At 72.9% G+C, this 21393-nt stretch carries 14 protein-coding genes and 1 riboswitch; of the genes, 6 read left to right on the forward strand and 8 right to left on the reverse strand.

Going from position 1 to position 21393, the window contains the following annotated elements; genetic code table 11:
- Window positions 1–426: 426 nt before the first annotated feature.
- Entirely contained in the window at window positions 427–1437 is a 1011-nt protein-coding gene (locus ABZ340_RS02970) for a polyprenyl synthetase family protein (protein WP_358779965.1), read from the reverse strand.
- 765 nt (window positions 1438–2202) lie between these two features.
- Window positions 2203–2372: riboswitch (cyclic di-AMP (ydaO/yuaA leader) on the forward strand.
- Window positions 2373–2376: 4 nt separating this feature from the next.
- Between ABZ340_RS02970 and ABZ340_RS02975 the strand changes: the two genes are divergently transcribed.
- The gene (locus ABZ340_RS02975) at window positions 2377–2868 is read left to right on the forward strand and encodes a transglycosylase SLT domain-containing protein (RefSeq protein WP_358779966.1); all 492 of its coding nucleotides are present in this window, start codon (window positions 2377–2379) and stop codon (window positions 2866–2868) included.
- 120 nt (window positions 2869–2988) lie between these two features.
- Here ABZ340_RS02975 and ABZ340_RS02980 read toward each other — a convergent pair whose 3' ends face one another.
- On the reverse strand, window positions 2989–3801 hold the full coding sequence (locus ABZ340_RS02980) for an HAD family hydrolase (protein WP_358779967.1): 813 nt from the start codon (window positions 3799–3801) through the stop codon (window positions 2989–2991).
- Between the two features lie 330 nt (window positions 3802–4131).
- Between ABZ340_RS02980 and ABZ340_RS02985 the strand changes: the two genes are divergently transcribed.
- The 3 genes from ABZ340_RS02985 (at window position 4132) to ABZ340_RS02995 (ending at window position 7918) form a co-directional block, all read left to right on the forward strand.
- On the forward strand, window positions 4132–5196 hold the full coding sequence (locus ABZ340_RS02985) for a GNAT family N-acetyltransferase (protein WP_358779968.1): 1065 nt from the start codon (window positions 4132–4134) through the stop codon (window positions 5194–5196).
- Window positions 5197–5897: 701 nt separating this feature from the next.
- Complete coding sequence (locus tag ABZ340_RS02990) at window positions 5898–7067, forward strand: glycosyltransferase (RefSeq protein WP_358779969.1); 1170 nt, start codon at window positions 5898–5900, stop codon at window positions 7065–7067.
- A 95-nt stretch (window positions 7068–7162) separates the two neighbouring features.
- The gene (locus ABZ340_RS02995; protein WP_358780075.1) at window positions 7163–7918 is read left to right on the forward strand and encodes a polysaccharide deacetylase family protein; all 756 of its coding nucleotides are present in this window, start codon (window positions 7163–7165) and stop codon (window positions 7916–7918) included.
- A gap of 228 nt (window positions 7919–8146) precedes the next feature.
- Here the strand turns inward: ABZ340_RS02995 and ABZ340_RS03000 are convergent, their stop codons facing one another.
- From ABZ340_RS03000 to ABZ340_RS03020, 5 genes are all read right to left on the reverse strand, one after another.
- Window positions 8147–9295, reverse strand: coding sequence for a glycosyl hydrolase (locus ABZ340_RS03000; RefSeq protein ID WP_358779970.1), 1149 nt, complete (start codon window positions 9293–9295; stop codon window positions 8147–8149).
- Window positions 9292–9909 carry a hypothetical protein gene (locus ABZ340_RS03005; protein ID WP_358779971.1) on the reverse strand — a complete coding sequence of 206 codons (618 nt, stop codon included), beginning with the start codon at window positions 9907–9909 and terminating at the stop codon, window positions 9292–9294. Before ABZ340_RS03005 ends, ABZ340_RS03000 begins: the two co-directional genes overlap by 4 nt.
- A gap of 15 nt (window positions 9910–9924) precedes the next feature.
- Window positions 9925–11859: a glycosyltransferase gene (locus ABZ340_RS03010; protein ID WP_358779972.1), complete on the reverse strand. Its 1935-nt coding sequence runs from the start codon at window positions 11857–11859 to the stop codon at window positions 9925–9927.
- Window positions 11860–12362: 503 nt separating this feature from the next.
- On the reverse strand, window positions 12363–15011 hold the full coding sequence (locus ABZ340_RS03015) for a lipopolysaccharide biosynthesis protein (RefSeq protein WP_358779973.1): 2649 nt from the start codon (window positions 15009–15011) through the stop codon (window positions 12363–12365).
- Window positions 15004–16266: a DegT/DnrJ/EryC1/StrS family aminotransferase gene (locus tag ABZ340_RS03020; RefSeq protein ID WP_358779974.1), complete on the reverse strand. Its 1263-nt coding sequence runs from the start codon at window positions 16264–16266 to the stop codon at window positions 15004–15006. Before ABZ340_RS03020 ends, ABZ340_RS03015 begins: the two co-directional genes overlap by 8 nt.
- A gap of 452 nt (window positions 16267–16718) precedes the next feature.
- Here ABZ340_RS03020 and fahA point away from each other — a divergent pair, with 452 nt between their 5' ends.
- Together fahA and ABZ340_RS03030 are read left to right on the forward strand one after the other, a co-directional pair.
- Window positions 16719–17930, forward strand: coding sequence for a fumarylacetoacetase (gene fahA, locus ABZ340_RS03025; RefSeq protein ID WP_358779975.1), 1212 nt, complete (start codon window positions 16719–16721; stop codon window positions 17928–17930).
- Window positions 17931–18157: 227 nt separating this feature from the next.
- Window positions 18158–19096 (forward strand): M56 family metallopeptidase, encoded by a 939-nt coding sequence (locus ABZ340_RS03030; RefSeq protein ID WP_358779976.1) that lies wholly within the window; start codon window positions 18158–18160, stop codon window positions 19094–19096.
- 55 nt (window positions 19097–19151) lie between these two features.
- On the opposite strand, the gene recQ is transcribed toward ABZ340_RS03030, so the two are convergent.
- The gene (gene recQ, locus ABZ340_RS03035; RefSeq protein WP_358779977.1) at window positions 19152–21146 is read right to left on the reverse strand and encodes a DNA helicase RecQ; all 1995 of its coding nucleotides are present in this window, start codon (window positions 21144–21146) and stop codon (window positions 19152–19154) included.
- Window positions 21147–21393: the final 247 nt, after the last annotated feature.

The following is a 21393-nucleotide window of genomic DNA, read 5'->3' on the forward strand; positions in this document are numbered from 1 at the left end:
GGTCTCACCGTGAGCCGCCATTCTCACCCGAATCGGTGAGGAGTGGTGATGTCCGCGGTCTCCATCTGACCAAATCGGACAGGTGGTTTCGTCAGACTGCGGACTCAACTCCGCCTACTGCTGCGGTATGACGCGAGGGGACGGCGACTCCCCCGTCCAGTAGGGGACGGCGGCTCCCCCGCCCGGTAGGGGACAGCGACCCGGCCGACGGGGCCGGCCGAGCAGCCGGGGCGCCGGCCGGACAGATGGACCGGCAGGGCAGACGAGACCGGCAGGACAGGCGGACCGGCAGGGCAGACGAGACCAGCAGGACAGGCGGACCGGCAGGGCAGACGAGACCAGCAGGACAGGCGGACCGGCAGGGCAGACGAGACCAGCAAGGCAGACGGACCGGCCGGCCGTTTCCACCCGGCTCCCACCCGGCTTCTACCCGGCTCGGTGCACCACCGCGTCGCACAGCTCCACCAGCGCGGTCTTCGCCTCGCACTCCGGCAGCGGGGTGAGCGCGGCGCGCGCGTCCTCCGCGTAGCGGACGGTGTCCCGGCGGGCCTGTTCCAGCGCGGGGTGGGCGCGCAGCAGGCGCAGCGCCTCCGCGTGGCGCTCGTCGTCGGTCAGGTCGGAGCCGAGCAGCTCGCACAGCTCGACGTCCTCGGCCAGCCCCAGCCGGGCGGCCCGTTCACGCAGGCGCAGCACGGGGAGGGTCGCGATGCCCTCGCGCAGGTCCGTCCCCGGCGTCTTGCCCGACTCGTGCGAGTCGGAGGCGATGTCCAGCACGTCGTCCGCGAGCTGGAAGGCGACGCCGAGCCGCTCGCCGTACTGGGTCAGCACGTCCACGTGCGTCTCGTGGGCCCCGGACATCATCGCGCCGAACCGGCACGAGACGGCCACCAGCGATCCGGTCTTGCCGCCGAGGACGTCGAGGTAGTGCTCGACCGGGTCCCGTCCGTCCTGCGGTCCGGCCGTCTCCAGGATCTGCCCGGTGACCAGCCGTTCGAACGCCAGTGCCTGGACGCGGACGGCCTCCGGGCCGAGGTCGGCGAGGATCTGTGAGGCCCGCGCGAACAGGAAGTCGCCGGTGAGGACCGCCACCGAGTTGCCCCAGCGGGTGTTGGCGCTGGCCACCCCGCGCCGTACCGCGGCCTCGTCCATCACGTCGTCGTGGTACAGCGTCGCCAGATGGGTCAGCTCGACGACGACGGCCGACGGCACGACCCCCGGGGCGTACGGGTCGCCGAACTGGGCCGCGAGCATCACCAGCAGTGGCCGGAAACGCTTCCCGCCCGCCCGCACCAGGTGCTGGGCGGCCTCTGTGATGAACGGCACTTCACTTTTGGTTGCCTCAAGCAACCCTTCCTCGACAGCCGCCAGTCCGGCCTGGACATCGGCTTCCAGTGCCTGGTCCCGCACGCTCAGCCCGAACGGCCCGACGACGGTCACGAGGGGTCTCCTGTCTGCTGGTGTCTACTGGCGCTTACACGGTTTGTCGATAGGTCGCTGCCATCACTCAAGTCAGCGTATCCGGTCACGTTTCGATCACCGATAGCGCCCACGGTTACAGGCCGGTCGGTATCGGATCATGACCGGCATATTTGTGATCAGCAGATATGAGCAGACATGAGCCGGGCCCCCAAGCGGACGCGGCGCGCCGGAGGCCCGCCCGGAAGCTCCCGCACGGAAGCTCCCGCGCGGAAGACCCCGCACGGAAGATCCCGCACGGAAGACCCCGCACGGAAGACCCCGCCCCCGCGCCCAACGGCCGGCACCCCGGGAAGGTCACCCATTCGACACGCAAACCCGCGTTCCGCTCCTCGGCGCGACTCCAGGACCCACCCCTCACCGCACCGCCCGCCCGCTCGCCCGCCCGCCCGCCCGCCCGCCCGCCCGCCCGCATACGACAACAGTCCCCACGAGAAGCCATTTAAGGACTAGTTGGCCTTATTGCCCGATTTGCCACTCTTTCCGCTTGCCGTGAATTGGCTCACGCCGACGCCCGGGCGGCCACACCCCCCACATCCGCCCGCCTCCCTGTACCCCGCAAGCCAGTTGACCCTTGGCGGCCGTAAAGGATCAAGCACCCCAAACACCTCAGAACAAGGTCAACATGCCCGAGAGGTGATTCCTGCACTTGTTTCGGACATGTGCCCTCGCATACGTTCCCGGCCTGTCGGGCGGACGCCGAATCCTGCCGCCGCCCGGACGCACACCCATCGACCGACCAACTCACGCACGGCAGGAGCGGGGGACCCAGGTAAGTCGCCGCGCCGGACACCACACCGGAGCGGCTTGGGGTGAAGCCGTGCCCGTCAGGGCCACGGCCGGGCACCTCCCGCCCGAACCCGACAGCTCACCTCGCAGGCGGCAGGAGAGGAACTCGTCATGCGCGCATCCGGTCAGAACCGGCACGCCACCACCGCCCGACTCGCCCGCAAGCTGGCCCTCCTCGGCACGGGCGCCGCCGTACTCGCCCTGCCGCTCGCCGGCGCCGCCACCGCCTCCGCGGCCACCCCGGCCGCCACGCCCACCGTCGTCACCGGGACGGCGGGTTACACGAACACCCTCGACGGCTGGATCCGGCAGTCGCTCGACGTCATGGCGCAGCACGGCATCCCGGGGACGTACAACGGCATCCACCGCAACATCATGCGCGAGTCGTCCGGCAACCGGTACGCCATCAACAACTGGGACATCAACGCCATCAACGGCACCCCGTCCAAGGGCCTGCTCCAGGTCATCGACCCGACGTTCCGGGCCTACCACGTGCCCGGCACCTCGTGGGACCCGTACGACCCGGTCGCGAACATCACCGCCGCCTGCAACTACGCGGCCCACCGGTACGGCTCGATCGACAACGTCTTCGGGGCGTACTGAGCGCTGACGGGCGCTCCGGGTGCTGACGGACCGCGCCGGGCGCTGACGGGCGCTCCAGGTGCTGACGGGCGCTCCAGGTGCTGACGGACCGCGCCAGGTGCTGACGGGCCGCTCCGGGCCCTAACGAACCGCGGGAAACAGTCGTTCGAGGACGACGGCGATGCCGTCGTCCTCGTTCGATTCCGTGACCTCGTCGGCGACCGCCTTGAGCTCGGGATGGGCGTTGGCCATCGCGACGCCGTGCGCCGCCCAGTCGAACATCGGGATGTCATTGGGCATGTCCCCGAAGGCGAGGGTCTGCCACGGGCTCAGGCCGAGGTGCTCGGCGGCCAGCGCGAGACCGGTCGCCTTGGTGACACCGCACGGCTGGAGCTCGACGGTCCCGGGACCCGACATGGTGACCGTCGCCAGCGAGCCGATCACCGCGCGCGCCGTCGCCGCCAACTCGTCGTCGGACAGCTCGGGATGGCGCAGCAGCACCTTGCTGATGGGCGCGCACCACAGGTCGTCGCGCCGTTCGATCCGCACCGCGGGCAGGGTCGGGTGCGGCATCAGGTACCCGGGCTCGATGAGGGTGAGCCCGTCGACGCCGTCCTGGTCGACCGCGGCGTGGACCTGCCCCACCTCGGCCTCGATCTTGCCGAGCGCGGTCTCGGCCAGCTCCCGGTCCAGCGTGACCGACCACAGCAGACGGTCCGCGCCGGCGTCGTACAACTGTGCCCCCTGACCGCACACCGCGAGCCCCGTGCAGCCGAGGTCGTCGAGCAGTGACCGCACTCTCGGTGCCGGGCGGCCCGTGACCACCAGGTGGCGGGCGCCGGCCTCGGCCACCCGCGCGAGGGCCGCGCGCGACCGGTCGGAGACGGTGTCGTCGCCGCGCAGCAGCGTTCCGTCCAGGTCGGTGGCGATGAGGGCATACGCAGTCCGGTCCATGATCAGAGAATACGGACAACACGCCCCGCCGTTTCACCGCGGAAGCGGCCGGTTCCCGGCTCCCCGCACGCCCGAGGGCGGCGGGCGGCGGCCGGCGGGGCCGCCCGGCCGTCCGTCCTCACCGTGAACCGGAAGAGGACATGGACCCCGGGGGAGGGAACCGGGTGTCCGAAAGCTGACGCATCACCGGCTGCGCACGGTTGAGGGCGTCTGCACCGGTTGGCAACAACATCTTCCGCTACCTACCGCCCGGGCGGGCTCGGCGGTACCGTCCCATGTGTCCAGGGGGGACTTGATCGGGGGGTCAGGTTGAGCAGTGGACGTATCCGTGTGCTGAGGCCACAGGAGCTGGGCGAGGGGGAACGGGAGCACTGGCGGGAACTGCGCGCGAAGTCCTCGGCGCCGCGGAACCCTTTCATGGAACCGGAGTTCGCCGACGCCGTGGGCCTGGTGCGGCCGCGGGCCCGGGTGGCGGTGCTCTACGAGGGCGGCGAGGCGGCCGGTTTCCTGCCGCACGAGCGCGGGCCGCTGGGCCAGGGCCGGGCGATCGGGCTCGGGGTGTCGGACTGCCAGGGCGTGGTGCTGCGTCCGGGCCTGCGGCCGGACACCCGCGAACTGCTGCGATCCTGCTCGCTGTCCAGCTTCGCCTTCGACAACCTCGAAGCGGAACAAGGGCTGTTCGTGCCGTACGCCGCCGAGGAGCACCCCGCCTACGTCATCGACGTGGAGAAGGGGTACGAGGCCTACGAGTCCGTCCTGCGCACCCAGTCGCCGAAGTTCCTGAAGACCACGCTCGCCAAGGAGCGCAGGCTCGGCCGCCAGGTCGGGGAGGTCCGGTTCGTCTTCGACGAACGCGACCCGGCCGCGCTGCGCACGCTCATGGCGTGGAAGTCGGCGCAGTACCGCCGTACGGGCCGCCGGGACCGGTTCGCGCAGGAGTGGATCACCCGGCTCGTCGGGCGGCTCGCCGCGACCCGGGCAGCGGAGTGCAGCGGCACGCTGTCCGTGCTCTACGCCGGCGGCCGGCCGGTCGCCGCCCACTTCGGGCTGCGCTCGGCGTCCGTACTGGCCTGCTGGTTCCCGGCCTACGACCCGCACTTCGCGAAGTACTCGCCGGGGCTGGTGCTGCATCTGCGGATGGCCGAGGCCGCCGCCGCGCAGGGCATCGGCCTGCTGGACATGGGGCGGGGCCGGGCCGAGTACAAGGAATCGCTGAGGACGGGCGAACTGCCCGTGTACGAAGGGGCGGTGACGCGTCCGGGTGCGGGGGCCGCGCTGCACTGGCTGGGCCGCGAGCCGGCCCGCCGCACGCACGCTTTCGTCCGGAGCCGGCCGCGACTGGCCTCGCTGGCGGCACGGACGCTGAAGGGCGCGGCACGGCTGCGCCGGCCCTGATGTCAGGTCCGGTCGCCCCCGACATCGGATTCAGGGGTGAGATCCGGGATGACGGAGGGTGACGGAGGGGGAGGGCGTATGGCGGAGGGGGAAGGAACGTGACGGGGAGAGGAAAGACGCGTGACGAAGGGGGAGGGCGCGTGACGGAGGGGGGCGGGCGTGCGGCCCGTACCGCGCGGGTGCGGCGGGAGATCGCGCTGTTCCAGGGCATCGAGCCCGTGCAGGTCGCCGAGCTGGACCTGGGACCGGACGGAGGGGAGGGGGCGGCCGGCCGGGACCCGGAGGTCTCCCTCAGACCCGGGCCGGGCAGTCCTCCGGTGACGTCCGGAGAGGTGTTCGTGCTGGTCAGGAGGGGCGGACGGCCCGTCGGTACGCTGCTCGGCCGGGTACCCGAGGGCGCCGACCCGAAGGAGGTGCTCGCCGGGCTCGCGCGGGACGCGGTACGCCGGGACGCGGTACGCCGGGACGCGGAGCATCGGGATGCTGAGCGCCGGGATGTGGAGCGCGCGGAAGGGGCATCCGGCGGAGAAGGGGCCGGGGGCGGCAGCCGGGGCGCCGAGAGCGGTGGTCAAGGGGCCGGAGACACGGCGCGCGAGGTGGTGCCGTCGTCCGCGCCACCGTCGTCCGCGCCGGCGTCACACGTGCCACCGTCATCCGCACCGCCGTCACACGTGCCACCGTCATCCGCACCGCCGTCACACGTGCCACCGTCATCCGCGCCGCCGTCACACGCGCCACCGTCATCCGCGCCGCCGTCACACGCGCCACCGTCCGCCAGTGTCGTCGTCGCCACCCGGGAGCGTGCCGGGCAGCTCGCCCGCGCCCTCGACTCGCTCCTCGCCCAGGACCACCCGGACTTCGAGATCGTCGTCGTCGACAACGCGCCCGCGACCGACGAGACCCGGGAACTGGTCGAGCGGAAGTACGGCGAGCGCGTGCGGTACGTGCGCGAACCGGTGCCCGGGCTCGCCATCGCGCACAACCGGGGGCTCGCGGCCGTCCGGGGCGAGGTGGTCGCCTTCACCGACGACGACGTGGTCGCCGACCCACGCTGGCTCACCGAGCTGACCGCGCCCTTCGCCACCGACCCGCGCCTGGGCTGCGCCACCGGGCTGATCCTGCCCGCGCGGCTGCGCACCCCGGCCCAGGTGCTGCTGGAGAGCCACGGCGGCTTCGCGAAGGGCTTCACGCCGCGGACGTACGACCCGAAGGACCCGCCCGACGACGAGCCGCTGTTCCCGTTCACCGCGGGCCGGTTCGGCTCGGGCGCCAACATGGCCTTCCGCACGGAGGTACTGCGCTCCGTCGGCGGCTTCGACCCGGCCACCGGCGCCGGCACACGCGCCCGGGGCGGCGACGACCTGTACGGCTTCGTCCGGGTCCTCGCCCAGGGGCATCGGCTGCACTACACCCCGCAGGCGCTCGTGTGGCACCACCACCGGGAGACCTGGAAGGACCTGGAGACCCAGGCGTACGGCTACGGCGCCGGCCTCACCGCCTATCTCACGGCGATCCTGGTGAACCGCCCCACGTTGCTGCCGGCCTTCCTCGCCCGGCTGCCCCGCGGCCTGGCCCACGCCCGCGCCCTGAGCGCCGCCCGGCACGCGGACGGCACGGTGGCAGGCGCGAACGGCACGGTGGCAGGCGCGAACGGCACGGTGGCAGGCGCGAACGGCACGGAGAGCACGGCCGGTTGGGTCAACGCAACCGGTGCGGGCGGCACGACCGGCGCGCCGGGCGCACACGACGCACGCACGCACCCCTGGCCGCACCGCCTCTCCCGCCTGCAGCGCCGGGGGATGCTGTACGGCCCCGTCGGCTATCTGCGGGCGCGACGCGCCCTGCGCACGCTCACCCGGGAGGCGAGATGACGACAGCGGCGGACGGCGGCGGCAGACGGCCGGCGGGTCCCGGCACCGAGGGCGGGAACAGGGCCGCCATCCCCGTCTTCCTCTATCACGCCGTGATGGACGACCCGCCGTCCTGGATCGCCGAGTTCACGGTCGGTCCCAAGGAGTTCGCCGCTCATCTGGACGCCGTCGTCGACAGCGGCCGTACTCCGCTGACCATCAGCGCGCTCGCCGACCATCTGGCCGGGCGGGCGCCGCTGCCGCCCCGGCCGGTGCTGCTCACCTTCGACGACGGCTTCGCCGACCTGCCCGGCCCCACCGCCGAGGCCCTGGCCGCGCGCTCCCTGCCCGCCACCGCCTACCTCACCACCGGTGCCCTCGCGCCGGGCGGGCGCAGTCTGCTGCCGCCCGCCCCGATGATGACGCTGGACCGGGTGGCGGAGCTGGAACGTTCCGGCATGGAGATCGGCAGCCACACCGTCACCCACGCCCAGCTGGACACCCTGTCCGCCCGGCGGCTGGCGTACGAACTGCGCGCTTCCAAGGACGTCCTGGAGGACACCCTCGGTCACGCGGTCCGGCATCTCGCCTACCCGCACGGCTACAACAGCGCGAAGGTCCGGGCCATGGCCGCCCGCGCCGGTTACGAGACGGCGACCGCCGTGCGGCACGCGCTCAGCTCCGACCGCGACGAGCGGTACCGCATCGCCCGGCTCATCGTGCGGCGCAGCCACACGGTCGCCGATGTCCGGGCCTGGCTGGCGGGCGGGGGCGCGCGCGTCGCCCCCTACCGCGACGGGCCGAAGACGGTCGCCTGGCGCTGGTACCGGCGGGCCCGGACGGCCGTGCAGGGGCCGTCCTTCGCGGGCTGAGCGAGCGGCGGGAAGAGAAGCGGGCGGGTCTTCGCGGGCTGAGCGAGCGACAGGAAGAGAAGCGGGCGGGTCTTCGCGGGCTGAGCAAGCGACAGGAAGGGAAGCGGACGGGTCTTCGCGGGCTGAGCGAGCGGCGGGAAGGGAAGCGGGAGGGGGTGCGGGAGGGGTGGGAGCGAGATGTCCGCCCCACCCCACCCGCACCCCCTCCCCCTCCCGTGGCCGGTCCCCTCACTTCCGTGGCTGGTTGAGGTAGGGGTCGGAGACCGCCTTGCGCAGGCTGGCCCAGGAACGGTCGTTCGCCAGGGCGAGGTTGCAGTGCGGTCCGGGGTCCCGGTAGTTCCACTGGAGCGCCGCCTTGACGCCGTCCAGGCTCTTGAGCACCGGGGGCACCTGCGCGTACCAGTCGGCCTGCCGGTCCGGCCGGTCCGGGTCGGCCGCGCTGCCGAACTCCGACAGCATCAGGGGTTTGTCGGCGGACAGGTGGGTGCGGATCCAGTCGTGCGTGGCCCGCTGGGTCTGGGCGAAGGACAGCCAGCCGGTCTTGTGACAGAGGTAGTAGTTGTACTGGTTGTAGCCGATCCAGTCGACGTACTCGTCCCCCGGGTACATCCGCTCGAACAGGTCGGCGTGCCCCAGATAGCCGGTGATGATCCAGGTCCACACGACGTTGTCCACGCCCAGTTCGCGGAACCGGTCGTGGATGTGCCGGTAGGCCCGGACGTACTCCGCCGGGGTGCCGTTGTCCGGTGTCCGGGTGTCCATCTCCAGGTCGAAGGAGAGGAAGACCTTCTTGCCGGTGCGCTCGCCGTAGTCCTTGACGCGCCGGGCCTGGACGTCGATGACGGAGGCGTCCAGCTCACCGTCGGCTATCTGCTTCCAGGTCGGCTGCTGGCGTTTCGTACCGCCCCACCACTTGCTCTCCCAGGACAGCAGCAGCATGCGGTCCTCGCCGACGCGCTGCTCCTCCTCGGTCAGCAGCTGGCCCTCCAGCCGGGTGCCCTCGACCGCGGACATGTCGTGGTACGTGTACACGATGTCGAGCTTGCGGCCCACGCGCTTCTCGTAGGCGCGCACCTTCTCCCCGAGGTTCGACTTGTCGTGCGGCACGAACGCGCCGAACCAGGCGCCGCAGGGCGGTTCGAGGAGGGCGGTGGGACGGCACTCGCCGCCGTGTGCGGAGGGTTGCGCCTCCGAACCGTCGTCGGGGCCGGAGGCGTTGCGGAGAGCGAGTACGGCGAAGAGGACCGCGCAGGTCACCGCGGCGGACGTGAGCAGCAGCCGGCGCCGGCCGTGGCCGATCGGACGGCGGTGCCGGCCGGTCGGGCCCGCGGGGGCCTTCGCCGCAGGGGGGCGGCGAAAGGGACGGGCGAATTTCACAGAGCCGATCCCTTCCGTGTCCTCTGCGCCGTCCCCGTCCCCGCCCCCGTCCCCGTTCCCGTTCCCGTCCTCGGCGTCGGCGTCGATGTGGCGCGCAGGCGCGGGCAGAACGCGGCGAGCGTCGTCAGCAGGGTGAGCGTCAGCAGCACCCGCTGCCCGCTGAAGGCATGCGCGGAGATCAGCACCGTGGAGACGAGCATCGCGGCGCTCACACTCAGCAGGACGGCCAGCATCAGCCGTTCCAGCAGGCCGGAGTGGCGTTCGAAATCGGGGTCCCGGCGTTCGACGGGCTTCTCGGCGGGCCGCGCCCGCAGCGCGGGCCCGCAGATTCTGACGAAGGCGGCACCCGGGCCCACGGCCAGGAACACCGCGACCGCCGCGCCGCGCAGCGGCGACCCGCCGGGCAGGGCGAGCGCGGCCAGGGCCAGCCAGCCGCCGAACGGGGGCAGCATACGGATCACGAGGTCCTGCGGAGTCATGGAGTGGGCCGTCCGCTCGGTCGAGTCGGTCCTGTCGGGCATGTCGGTCGTGTGGTCGGATGTGTGGTCGGTCGTGTGGTCGGTCGTGTGGTCGGCCGGATTGCCGACCGTGTCGTGGGGCGAGGACCGGCGCATCGGCTGGCTCCCTCCTCAGCTCGCCGGCTTCAGGGCGTAGAGCACGCCGGCGCTGTTGCGCGCCACCAGCTCGAAGCGCGGCGAGGCGGCGACGGACTCCTGGATCCGTCTCAACTGGGCCTCGCCGAGCTGCCCGTTCATCTCCGAGTTGGCCCACTGTCCCTGGGTGAGCAGCACGTAGGCCCGGCCCGGCGACTCCACCCCGGCCATGTCACGGGCCAGGGTGGCGGCCGGGTCCCGCACGATCCGGTCGACGTGGCGCCGGTCGTCGTCGAGGAACCAGTAGTGGTCGATCCGCCAGTACGAGTCGTAGGCGAGCGGGTAGTTCCGGTTGGCGGCGACGACGAGGGACCCGTCGGGCGCCTGGTCGAACAGCTGGCGTACGAGGGCGACTTCCTGCGGTGGGAAGTAGTTGATCCGGTCCTTGCCGGAATAGCTCGGCACGAACGCGAGCGTTCCGCCGAGCAGGACCAGCAGCGGCAACCAGGTGCCGTACCGCGGCACCGGCACCCCGAACGCCCTGCGGCGCCCTGCCGGGGCCGGGGCCAGGGCGGGCACTCGCTCACCGGCCTCCCGCGCGGCGGCGTCGGCGGCGTCGGCGGCCAGGGTGCGCACCTTGGGCAGCAGCGCGGCGGCGCCGAAGAACGCGGCACCGGGCAGCATGAACATCAGCACCCGGAAGATCATTTCGCTGCCGTAGCTGCTCGCCACGATCATCGGCAGCGGTGCCGCCGCGACCAGCAGCAGCGGCAGCGCCCGGCGCCGCAGCACCCGCTGGCGCACCACGCCGAGCAGCGCGAGCAGCAGGACCGAGCCCGACAGCAGCCGGGCCGCCCAGGAGGTCGCCACCGCTCCGGTGCCGGTCGGTGTGGCGCCGTATCCGGTGGCGACGTTGCCGCCCACGTCACCGACCGAGCGGATCATGTCCGGCATCGCGGCGGACAGGAAGGGCAGCGCGGCCGTCAGGCACCAGGCGAGGAAGAGGACCACCGTGGTGACCAGCGGCACCCAGTCCCGGTAGCGGCGGGTGAGGCACAGGGCCACCAGCGAGACGACCAGCATGCCCGGTGTCAGCTGGTGGGAGATGACGACGGCCGTGACCAGCAGCGTGATCACCACCGTCCACACGGCCTGCCCCTGCCGCCCGCGCCGCCCGCCGGAACGGCCGAACCGGCGCAGTACGACGGCCAGGACGCCCAGGTGCAGCGCGAAGGCGACGGACTGCGGGGAGAAGTAGTCCTGGCCCACCCAGTTGCCGACGCAGAACAGCCATACCGCGGTCCAGATCAGCCGGCGGTCCTCGGTGAAGGTGCGGTAGATCAGCAGCAGCGGAAGCAGCAGCAGCACGCTGGAGACCAGCGGCCACCAGGCCATGTACATCGCGGCGTTGTCCACGCCGAGCAGCCGCACCAGTGCCGCCTGGGCGGCGAAGAAGCCCGGCCACTGGTCGTAGACGGCCATGTCACCGAGCTGTTCCTCGGTGCCGAGTCCGCCGGACGTCAGCAGGTGGTCGATGACCGCGTCGTGCTTCCACGCCCACGCGTACAGCGGGGTGGGATAGACCAGGGCCTGGGTGGCCCGCTCCATCACCAGCAGCCCGAGGACGTACACCGCCGGCCAGCCGCCGCGCCGCCGCGGGTCGCGGACGGTGAACCAGAAGCCGGCGGTCAGCACGCCGAGCCCGGCCCAGAAGGCGGGGTGCACCGCGGTGACGAGGCCGAAGTCGTCGAGGGCGGAGACGTCCGTGTGCCACACCGCGTACGCCCACAGCGCGAGGGCGGCGAGCAGCGGCACGGCGGGCCAGACGGCGGCACCGCGCCGGGACGGGGCGGGCGAGAGGTCGGAGAGATCGCTCACGGGCTCGGGTGTGGAGCCGGGGGACTCCGGGGTGGTGGTGGCCGGCTGCCGGGTGTCCGGGGTCCGTCCGGGGCGGGGGTCGGGATCCTGCACGGCCACCTTTCCGGTGGGGCGGGGGGAGGTCTCCTCCGTACTCCGGCCGGCGGATTCCTGCGAGGTCCGAGCGGCAGCCGCTTCATGCGCACCCTCGGAACCTGCTGGACCCGCTGACCCCACTGGAACCGCTGCTCCCACTGGCTCTGCTGGATCCACTGGCCCCGCTGAACCCACCAGACCCTTTGCCCCCGCTGAACCCACCAGACCCTTTGCCCCCGCTGAACCCACTGGACCCGTTGTACACGTTGGACCCGCCGACCCCCCTGAGCCCTCTGGTTCCTCCGGAACTACCGGCCCCTCCGTGACCGCGGTGGTCCCTGCCGCTTCCGAAGCCTCTCCCGTTTCCGGTGTCTCCGAGACCTCTGAGGTCTTCGGGATTTCCGGCGCGCCCGGGGTTTCCCGCCCGGACTCGGGCGCGGGCTCTGAGCTGGTTCTCTCCCGTGGAGTTGCTGGCGGACGCACGACGGTTCCCCCCTGGCGGAATTCGGCTCTGTGCTTGATCAGTCCCTGGATCTGCCGTTCGGTCTGGTGCGGTGTGGGGGATCCGCCGACGGTGCCGGACGGCGCAGTGAGAGAAGCAGGACGGTCAGGACGAGCAGCAGAAGGAGGGGCGGCGCTGCCGGCGCGAGCGCCTCCCGCCACACCCAGCCCCCCACCGCGGCGAGATAAAGAACCCCCCAGTGTCCCGCCCACGGCAGCCGCCCGCCCACGTGCGCGAGCAGCAGCCACAGCGGTACGAGACACAGCAGCTGGAAGACGAGCGGCGACCAGCGCAGCAGCGGCCCGGGCCCGTCGAGCCCGATCGCGTCCGCGAGGAATCCGGCCGTCTCCGTGTACAACGTCCCACCGACCGGGCGTGGTTCCCGGCCGAGGGCGACGGGCGCGGCGTACAGGGCGAGGACGGCCGAGCCCAGCGCTGCTCCGGGCAGCCACAGGTCACGCCGGGTGGTCAGTGTCACGGACGCCGCGAACACGACGAGCAGCAGACCCCCGGCGACCAGCGCCGGCAGGGGCAGACCGTCCAGCAGGCGCCGCCCGGTGAGTTCCTCCCCGGCGGCGGTGCCGGACGTTCCGCCGCCCAGCCACGGAAGGTCGCGCAGCACCGCCCAGAACACCACGGTGGCGATGCCGAGTACCGCCCACAGGACCGGCCGCAGACGCCGTTCCCAGAAATCATCCTCGAACGCCTGCTCACCGGGCCCGGCGGACCACTCAGCCCCCTCCCGCCGACCGGACCCCTCCGGCCGACCGGTCCCCTCCCACCGACCAGGTTGCTCTTCGCCGCGTGCGGGCTCCCCGCCTCCCACGGCCTTCTCACGCCCTGCGGGTCTCTCCCGCTCACCAAGCTCCTCCGGCCGGGATTCCGCCCGGCTCCGCCCTTCGGGGACCTGCCCGGCTCCGGAGCCGGACCCGGCCCCGGAGCCGGAATCGGATCCGGTACCGGAATCGGATCCGGTACCGGAGCCAGACCCGGCCCCGGTCCCGGACTCGTCCTCGGCCTCGGCCTCGGGTCCGCCCGGCTCCTGGGGCCGCACGATCACCGCGAGGGTGTCCGCTTCCAGCGCCTCCCGCTCGTACCCCGGAACCCCGATGAACAGGGTGACGGTGTCCTCACGCGGCTCCCCGCCGGCCTGTCCGTCTTCGTACGCCGCCCGGCGGGCCCAGGCCGTGCCGTATCCGGCGGTGGCGTTCAGCCGGGCCCACCGGGTTCCGTAGGCGGGGGTGCCGGAGACCGCCTTCCGGTCGCCGCGCAGGCGGCCGACGGGACCGGAGCTGCCGGAGGCACCGGTTCCGCCAGATCCGCCAGATCCGCCAAGCCCGCCAAGCCCGCCAGGTCTGCCGGTTCCGCGCAGCGCGGTACGCAGGCCGGGGACACAGCCGGCGGCGACCACCGTCATGCTCAGCAGCACCGCCCAGCCCGCTCCCGCGATCCCGGCCGGGGTGAACAGCACGGCCGCGCTGCCCAGCACGAGGGTGCACATGGTGCCCTGGACGACGGCGAGCACCCCGGTACGGCCCTGGACCCGCAGCACCCCGATGTACAGCTCGACCACGACGCGCGGCAGCGCTCCGAGGGCGAGCAGCCGCAGCACCGCGGAGCCGTGTTCGGCGTAGTCCGCGTCGAAGGGGGCGAGGATCTGCGGGGCGAAGACCACCAGCACCAGCACCACGGGCACCAGCAGCAGCGTCATGCGGCGCAGCGCCCCGCGGACTCCGTCGGCCAGATGGCGCGGGTCGTGCGAGGCGTGGGCGGTGAGCGACGAGGCCATGTTGATGGCCATGAACTCCATCGTCCCGCCGACGGTGTACGCCACGTAGAAGTAGCCGTTCTCCGCGGCGGTGAAGCGCACGGCGACCATCACCGGCAGCAGGTTGATCATGGCGAGGCTGAACAGCGCGCCCAGCGAGTCCCCGGCCAGGAAGCGGCCCATCTCCGTGAGTCCGGGCGGTTCCAGATGGCGGTCGGCGGCGGCCTGGCGCGGGATGAGCCGGCGGAAGATGAGCCAGCCGAGCGGCAGGGTGGAGAAGGCGATCGCCACGGCCCAGGAGACGAAGACGCCGAGCACCGGCAGGGTGCCGGCGAAGACGGCCAGCAGGACCAGTTTCCCGACCGAGAAGACCGCGTTGCCGGCCGGCACCCACTCGGCCTTGCGCAGCCCGGTCAGCACCCCGTCCTGAAGGGTGAGCAGCGCCCACGCCGCGCACGCCGCGACGAACACCGCGCCCGCGGCGGGCGTGCCCAGCGGCGCGTACGACGCGCCCCACAGGTCGAGCGTGAGCAGGAACACCAGGGCGGCCAGGATGACGACGACCGAACTGGCCGCGTACGTACGCCACACCAGGGACGCGGTGGCCCGGCCGGCGCGCGGCACGAAACGGACGACCGCGCCGATCATCGTCGTCGCCGTGATGCTGGCGAGCAGCCGCATCGCGGCGATGGCGGCCGACCCCTGGCCGACGGCCTCCTCCGAGTAGTAGCGCGCGGCCACCAGCCAGAACCCCAGCCCGAGCACCGCGGACACGCCGGTGCTGAGCATGAGGAAGTAGGCGTTCTTGAACAGCGAGTCGGCGGCGGGCCCGCCGCCAGGCGCCTTCGAGCCGCCGCCGGCGGGAGCCGCGGCGGCCTCGTGCACCTGTGTCTCAGCCACGGGACGGACCCCGCCCCTCCGGCAACCCGGCAGGCCGTACCCCGGACTCCTCCAGCACCTCTACGGCCGCCCGGGCGTGCAGCGGATCGACGGGCAGCGCGTGCCGCGCGAACCAGCGCGCCCCCTCCGGAGCCGGAGACACGTCGGTGAACTCCTCGCCCGCGTAGTCGTCCAGGGGCGGGTCGTAGAGGTAGCCGACGACGATGCCCCGCCTCGCCAGCGCCGCGATCGCCGCGTCCCGGTCGGCCACCAGCAACGGCACCCGGAACAACGGCTGCGCGCGCTCCGGTGGCCGCGTCCGCTGCCCCGTCGCCCCCCGTGCGGCGGGCGGCGCCCAGCGCGTCGACAGCAGCAGCTCCGTGCCTGCCCGGCAGGCCGCGAGCACCTCGTCCAGCCGGTCCAGCCTGCGGCCGATGCGGGCCAGCCGCAGCCGGCCGGAGCGCAGCCGGTAGTCGTGCATGTCCACCCGGACCCAGGGATCGTGCGCCCCGAGGTCCGGCGCCGCGGCGACCGCACGGGCCAGCTCCCGCGGGCGCAACGGCATCCGGATCTCCTCGCGCTCCGCCAGCCCCAGCAGCCGCATCGTCGCCCAGGCGGCGCGCCGCAGCCGCAGCGCCCGCACGGCGGCCTCCGCGTAGGGCCGTACGGCGTAGGCGGCTTCGGCCGTCGCCCGCTGCGGCAGGAGCAGGTCCTCGCAGGACTTGGCCAGCGCTTCCCGCAGCCCCGGGTCGGCGACGGACAGCATGCCCCCGGCCTGGGCGCCGACGTGCTTGGACAGGCTGAAAACGGAGGCGTCGCCCCAGGCTCCGACGGGGCGCCCGCCGATCTCGCTGCCGATGGCGTGTGCCGCGTCCTCGAACAGCGGGATGCCCAACGCGTCGCATCTCTCCCGCAGTTGGGGAGCCGGGTCCGGGTTCCCGTACAGGTTCGTCGTGAGCACGGCGGACAGCGAACCCCACACCTCGTCGGGCACGGCATCGATGTCGATGGACGCGTCCACCGGGTTCACCGGCGCCTGCACCGGCCGCAGTCCTGCCGCGAGCACGACGAAGAAGATGACGTCGTCGTTGACCGGTGACATCAGCACCCTGCCGCCCGGCGGACACCAGTGGCGCAGCGCCACATACAGCCCGTACCGGCACGACGGCACGTACACGCATTCCCGGCCGAGTCGCCGGCGCATGGTCTCTTCCAGCCGTTCCGGCTGTGATCCCGGCCGCGCCGAACCCGGGCCGGCCCCCTCCCGCATGGCCATTCGCCCCCCTGTGTGCCATCGGAACGCCCCCTCCCCGAGGCCTTCCGGCACCCGCCCAGAGTCACCCCGTTCGCACCGCTCCGTCAAGATTGCGTACCGCTCCGTGGACAACTTCCCGCACTCAAACGGAAGCGGAGCGCCACCTGCCGGGCCCCGGCACGCCCTCGTGCTCTGCCCAAGACCCCGGTGCCGCCCGTAACGTGTGGCCCGGCCACAGACCGCGAACCACAGACCACGGAGCACGGGGGCACACCCCGCGTACCCGCGTCCCCGCGTACACATCAAGCACAACAGGCACCACAACCACGCCAGACACCACAACCACGCCAGACACTTGAAGCACATCAGGCACTTCAAGCACGCCAGGCACTTCAAGCACATCGAGCACGTCAGACACCTCAAGCACATCGAGCACATCGAGCACATCGAGCACGAAAGCGAGGCAGCACCCCATGCCCCCCTTCGATGTCCCCGAGGGCCACCCCTTCGGTCCGCACAACCTTCCCTACGGCGTGTTCTCGATCCCCGGCAGCCAGGAACGGACGGTGGGCGTCCGTCTCGGCGACCACGTCCTCGACGCCGGCGCGGCGGCGCGGGCGCTCGGCTCGCCGTACGCCTCCCTGCTCGCCCGGCCGACCCTCAACCCGCTGCTCGCCGCGGGCCGCACCGCGTGGTCGGACGTCCGGCGCGCGCTGACGGCGTGGGTGACGGTCCCCTCCCACCGGGAGACCGTCGAGCCCTTGCTCCACCCGCTCTCCTCGGTCACCCTGCACCTGCCCTTCGAGGTCGCGGACTACGTCGACTTCTACGCCTCCGAGAACCACGCCCGGAACGTCGGCCGCATCTTCCGCCCCGACGCCCCGGACTCCCTCACCCCGAACTGGAAGCACCTCCCGATCGGCTATCACGGCCGCTCCGGCACGGTCGTCGTGTCGGGCACGGACATCGTGCGGCCCTCGGGCCAGCGCAAGGCACCCGCCGATCCCGCCCCCGTCTTCGGGCCGTCCGTCCGCCTGGACATCGAGGCCGAGGTCGGTTTCGTGGTCGGTGTGCCGTCGGAGCTGGGCCGGCCGGTGCCGCTCGGCGGCTTCCGCGAGCACGTCTTCGGCCTGTGCCTGCTGAACGACTGGTCCGCGCGCGACATCCAGGCCTGGGAGTACGTGCCCCTCGGCCCGTTCCTCGGCAAGTCCTTCGCCACGTCGGTGTCGGCGTGGATCACGCCGCTGGACGCCCTGGAGGAGGCCCGGGTGGCGCCGCCGGAGCGGACGCACGGGCTGCTGCCCTACCTCGACGACACCGGTGAGGAACCCGGCGGCTACGACCTGCGCCTCTCCGTCGCCGTCAACGGTCACGTCGTGTCCGAGCCGCCCTTCTCCACCATGTACTGGACGGCCGCCCAGCAGCTCGCCCACATGACCGTCAACGGCGCCGGTCTGCGCACCGGCGACCTGTACGGTTCGGGCACGGTCAGCGGCCCGTCCGAGCGGGAGCGCGGCTCGCTGCTGGAACTGACCTGGAACGGCCGCGACCCGCTGGAACTCCCCGACGGCAAGCGCACGTTCCTGGAGGACGGAGACGTGGTGACCCTGTCGGCGTGGGCGCCGGGACCGGCCGGGACCCGGGTGGGCCTCGGCGAGGTGACCGGACGGGTGGTCGCCGGGTGACGCCGGGCGTGCGAACGCCGTCACGTACCCGGTGACCGCCGTCACGGAACCGGTGACCGCCGAGGCCTGACTCCCGCCGCCCGCCCCCGTCATACTGGCGGCGGGCGGTGTGCGCGGCGGCACGCCGGACGCGGTCGTCGCGGTCGCGGTGTCCGCCGCGCCCCTCCGCCCCCGAGCACGTCCCAGAGCCGAAGCCGCCCTTCCGACCAGGATCCGGAGCCCGTGGCATGACCGTCTGCCTGCTCCTGCTGAGCGTCGTCGCCCTGACCGCCGCCGTACCGGTCCCGCGTGCGCTGACGCGGGCCACGTGGCCCGAGCGGGAACCCGTGGTCGCGCTGTGGGTGTGGCAGTGCCTGGTCGCGACCGTCCTGCTGTGCTGCCTGACGGCACTGGCGCTGGCCGCCGCGGCCGTCTTCGGCACCGTCCGCGCCCAGTTGTTCGCCCCGGCGCCGCCCGCGGTGACCGCGGCGTACGACCTCTCCTCGGGCTCGCCGTGGGCCGCCGCCCTCACGGTGCTGCTGGCCTGCGGCGCGGCCTGGACGACCGCGATGCTCGCCCGCCAGCTCGTCGAGGCCCGCCGGCGCCACGCCCAGGCCCGCGCCCACCTGCGCGAACGCGCCCCCGACCTGCCCGGCGACCTCCCCCACGCGCGCGGCCCCCTCCTGGTGCTGGAGGACGAGTACCCGGACGCCTGGTGGATGCCCGGCACCCCTCCCCAGCTGATCGTCACCACCGGCGCCCTGCACCGCCTCACCGACCACCAGCTCGACGCCGTCCTCACCCACGAGCGCGGCCACGCCCGTGCCCGCCACGACTGGCTGCTGCACCTGTCCACCGCACTGGCCACCGGCTTCCCCCGTATCCCGCTCTTCACCCACTTCTGCGACCAGACCCACCGCCTGGTCGAACTCGCCGCCGACGACACCGCCTCCCGCCGCTGCGGCCACCTGACCACGGCCCTGGCCCTGATCGAGCTGAACCAGCACCGGGGCGTGCTGTCCTGCGCCTCCAGCCACCGCCTCCTCGGCGAACGGGTGGACCGCCTCCTGGAGCCCCCGCCCCGCCTCGGCCGCCGCCACCGGGCCCTGACGACGACGGTGGCGGCGCTGGTCCCCCTGCTGCCCGTGCTGATCACCTTCGCGCCGGGGCTGACGGCGCTGGCGTAACCGCGGCACGCCGCCGGGAGCCGGCCCGCGTCAGCCGCACGGAGCCCGGTTCACGTCACCAGTCCACCGGCTCCGGCTCGGGCTCGGACCAGGCGTCCGGCGCCGGCTCGGCGTCCTCCTCCGGCGCGGACGCCGAGGCCGGTCCGCCGGCCGGTCCACCAGCCGGCCCGCCCAGTGAGGCCAGGACCTCCAGCACCCCTTCCCCGTACGTCACCAGCTTCTTCTCCCCCACCCCGCTGATCCCGCCGAGCTCCGCCACCGACGTGGGCCAGGCCGTGACGATCTCCCGGAGCGTGGCGTCGTGGAAGATGACGTAGGCCGGGACGCCCTGTTCGCGGGCCTGCTCGGCGCGCCAGGACCGCAGCGCCTCGAACGCGGGGAGCAGCGTCTCCGGCAGCTCGGCCGCCGCGGCCCGCGGCTTGCGTTCGCCGCGCCCGGAGCCGGACGCCGCCGCCCGCGAGGCCGCCGGCTTCTTCGGCTCCTTGCGCAGCGGCACCTCCCGCTCCCGCCGCAGCACCGCCCCGCTGGCGTCGGTCAGCACCAGCGTGCCGTACTCCCCCTCGACCGCGAGCAGCCCCTGCGCCAGCAACTGCCGCACGACGCCCCGCCATTCGCCCTCGGTCAGCTCCGTACCGATGCCGAAGACGGACAGCTGGTCGTGGTCGAACTGGATCACCTTGCCGGTGCGCTTGCCCAGCAGGATGTCGATGATCTGCCCGGCGCCGAACTTCTGCCCGCGCTCCCGCTTCAGCCGCACCACCGTCGACAGCAGCTTCTGCGCCGCGATCGTGCCGTCCCAGGTCTCCGGCGGGGTGAGGCACGTGTCGCAGTTGCCGCAGCCCGCCGGGTCGGCCTCCTGGCCGAAGTAGGCGAGCAGCTGGCCGCGGCGGCACCGGACCGTCTCGCACAGCGCGAGCATCGCGTCCAGGTGCTGGGCGGCCCGCCGCCGGAACGCCTCGTCGCCCTCGCCGGACTGGATCAGCTTGCGCTGCTGTATGACGTCGTTGAGCCCGTACGTCATCCAGGCCGTCGACGGCAGTCCGTCGCGTCCGGCGCGGCCCGTCTCCTGGTAGTAGCCCTCGACCGACTTGGGCAGGTCGAGGTGGGCGACGAAGCGCACGTCCGGCTTGTCGATGCCCATGCCGAAGGCGATCGTCGCCACGACCACCAGGCCGTCCTCCCGCAGGAACCGGGACTGGTGCGCGGCGCGGGTGCCCGCGTCCAGCCCGGCGTGGTACGGCACCGCCTCGATGCCGTTGCGGGTCAGGAACTCGGCCGTCTTCTCCACGGAGTTACGCGAGAGGCAGTACACGATGCCCGCGTCGCCGGGGTGCTCCTCCCGCAGGAAGCCCAGCAGTTGCTTCTTCGGGTCCGTCTTGGGAACGATCCGGTACTGGATGTTGGGCCGGTCGAAGCTGGCCACGAAGTGCCGGGCCGCCGGCATGTTCAGCCGCTCGGTGATCTCCCGGTGTGTGGCGTGCGTCGCCGTCGCCGTGAGGGCGATCCGGGGGACGTCCGGCCAGCGCTCGCCGAGCAGGGACAGGGCCAGGTAGTCGGGCCGGAAGTCGTGGCCCCACTGGGACACGCAGTGCGCCTCGTCGATCGCGAAGACCGAGATCTTGCCGCGCGAGAGCAGGTCGAGGGTGCTGTCCAGGCGCAGCCGCTCCGGGGCCAGGTACAGCAGGTCCAGCTCACCGGCGAGGAACTCGGCCTCCACCACCCGCCGCTCGTCGAAGTCCTGGGTGGAGTTCACGAACCCGGCGTTGACCCCGAGCGCCCGCAGCGCGTCCACCTGGTCCTGCATCAGCGCGATGAGCGGGGACACCACGACGCCCGTGCCCGGCCTGACCAGGGCCGGAACCTGGTAGCACAGGGACTTCCCGGCGCCGGTGGGCATGAGCACGACGGCGTCGCCGCCCGCGATCACATGCTCGACGACGGCTTCCTGCTCACCCCGGAACGCCTCGTACCCGAAGACCCGGTGCAGTGTGGCCAGTGCCTCGCTCGCCGTCGTCCCTGTCATCTCGCCGATCACGCCCGTCCCGCTCATCGTCCCGTCCCCCGTATGTCCTGCCTCGTCCACTGCGTGCACTGCCTCCACTGCGTCCACGATAGGGGCCCGCACCGACAGCCCCGGAGTTATCCACAGGCTGTGCCCTCCGGGGCCGACACGCCCGCTCTCAGCCCAATGGGCGGCTCGCCTGGCACACCGCCACACGCCGGGCCATGCTGCTGACGCGGGACGGGGGAGGCCCGCCATTCCCTGTACCGGCGCCCCTCGGCGCCCCCGACGGGTG

It is taken from the genome of Streptomyces sp. NPDC006134, assembly GCF_040628835.1.
In the GTDB taxonomy this organism is placed as follows: domain Bacteria; phylum Actinomycetota; class Actinomycetes; order Streptomycetales; family Streptomycetaceae; genus Streptomyces.

Coding starts and splice junctions, on each gene's coding strand:
- ABZ340_RS02995 (WP_358780075.1), top strand. CDS start 7,163: ATGGACGACCCGCCGTCCTGGATCGCCGAGTTCACGGTCGGTCCCAAG.
- ABZ340_RS03005 (WP_358779971.1), bottom strand. CDS start 9,909: ATGCGCCGGTCCTCGCCCCACGACACGGTCGGCAATCCGGCCGACCAC.
- ABZ340_RS02980 (WP_358779967.1), bottom strand. CDS start 3,801: ATGGACCGGACTGCGTATGCCCTCATCGCCACCGACCTGGACGGAACG.
- ABZ340_RS03020 (WP_358779974.1), bottom strand. CDS start 16,266: ATGGCCATGCGGGAGGGGGCCGGCCCGGGTTCGGCGCGGCCGGGATCA.
- fahA (WP_358779975.1), top strand. CDS start 16,719: ATGCCCCCCTTCGATGTCCCCGAGGGCCACCCCTTCGGTCCGCACAAC.
- recQ (WP_358779977.1), bottom strand. CDS start 21,146: ATGAGCGGGACGGGCGTGATCGGCGAGATGACAGGGACGACGGCGAGC.
- ABZ340_RS03030 (WP_358779976.1), top strand. CDS start 18,158: ATGACCGTCTGCCTGCTCCTGCTGAGCGTCGTCGCCCTGACCGCCGCC.
- ABZ340_RS02975 (WP_358779966.1), top strand. CDS start 2,377: ATGCGCGCATCCGGTCAGAACCGGCACGCCACCACCGCCCGACTCGCC.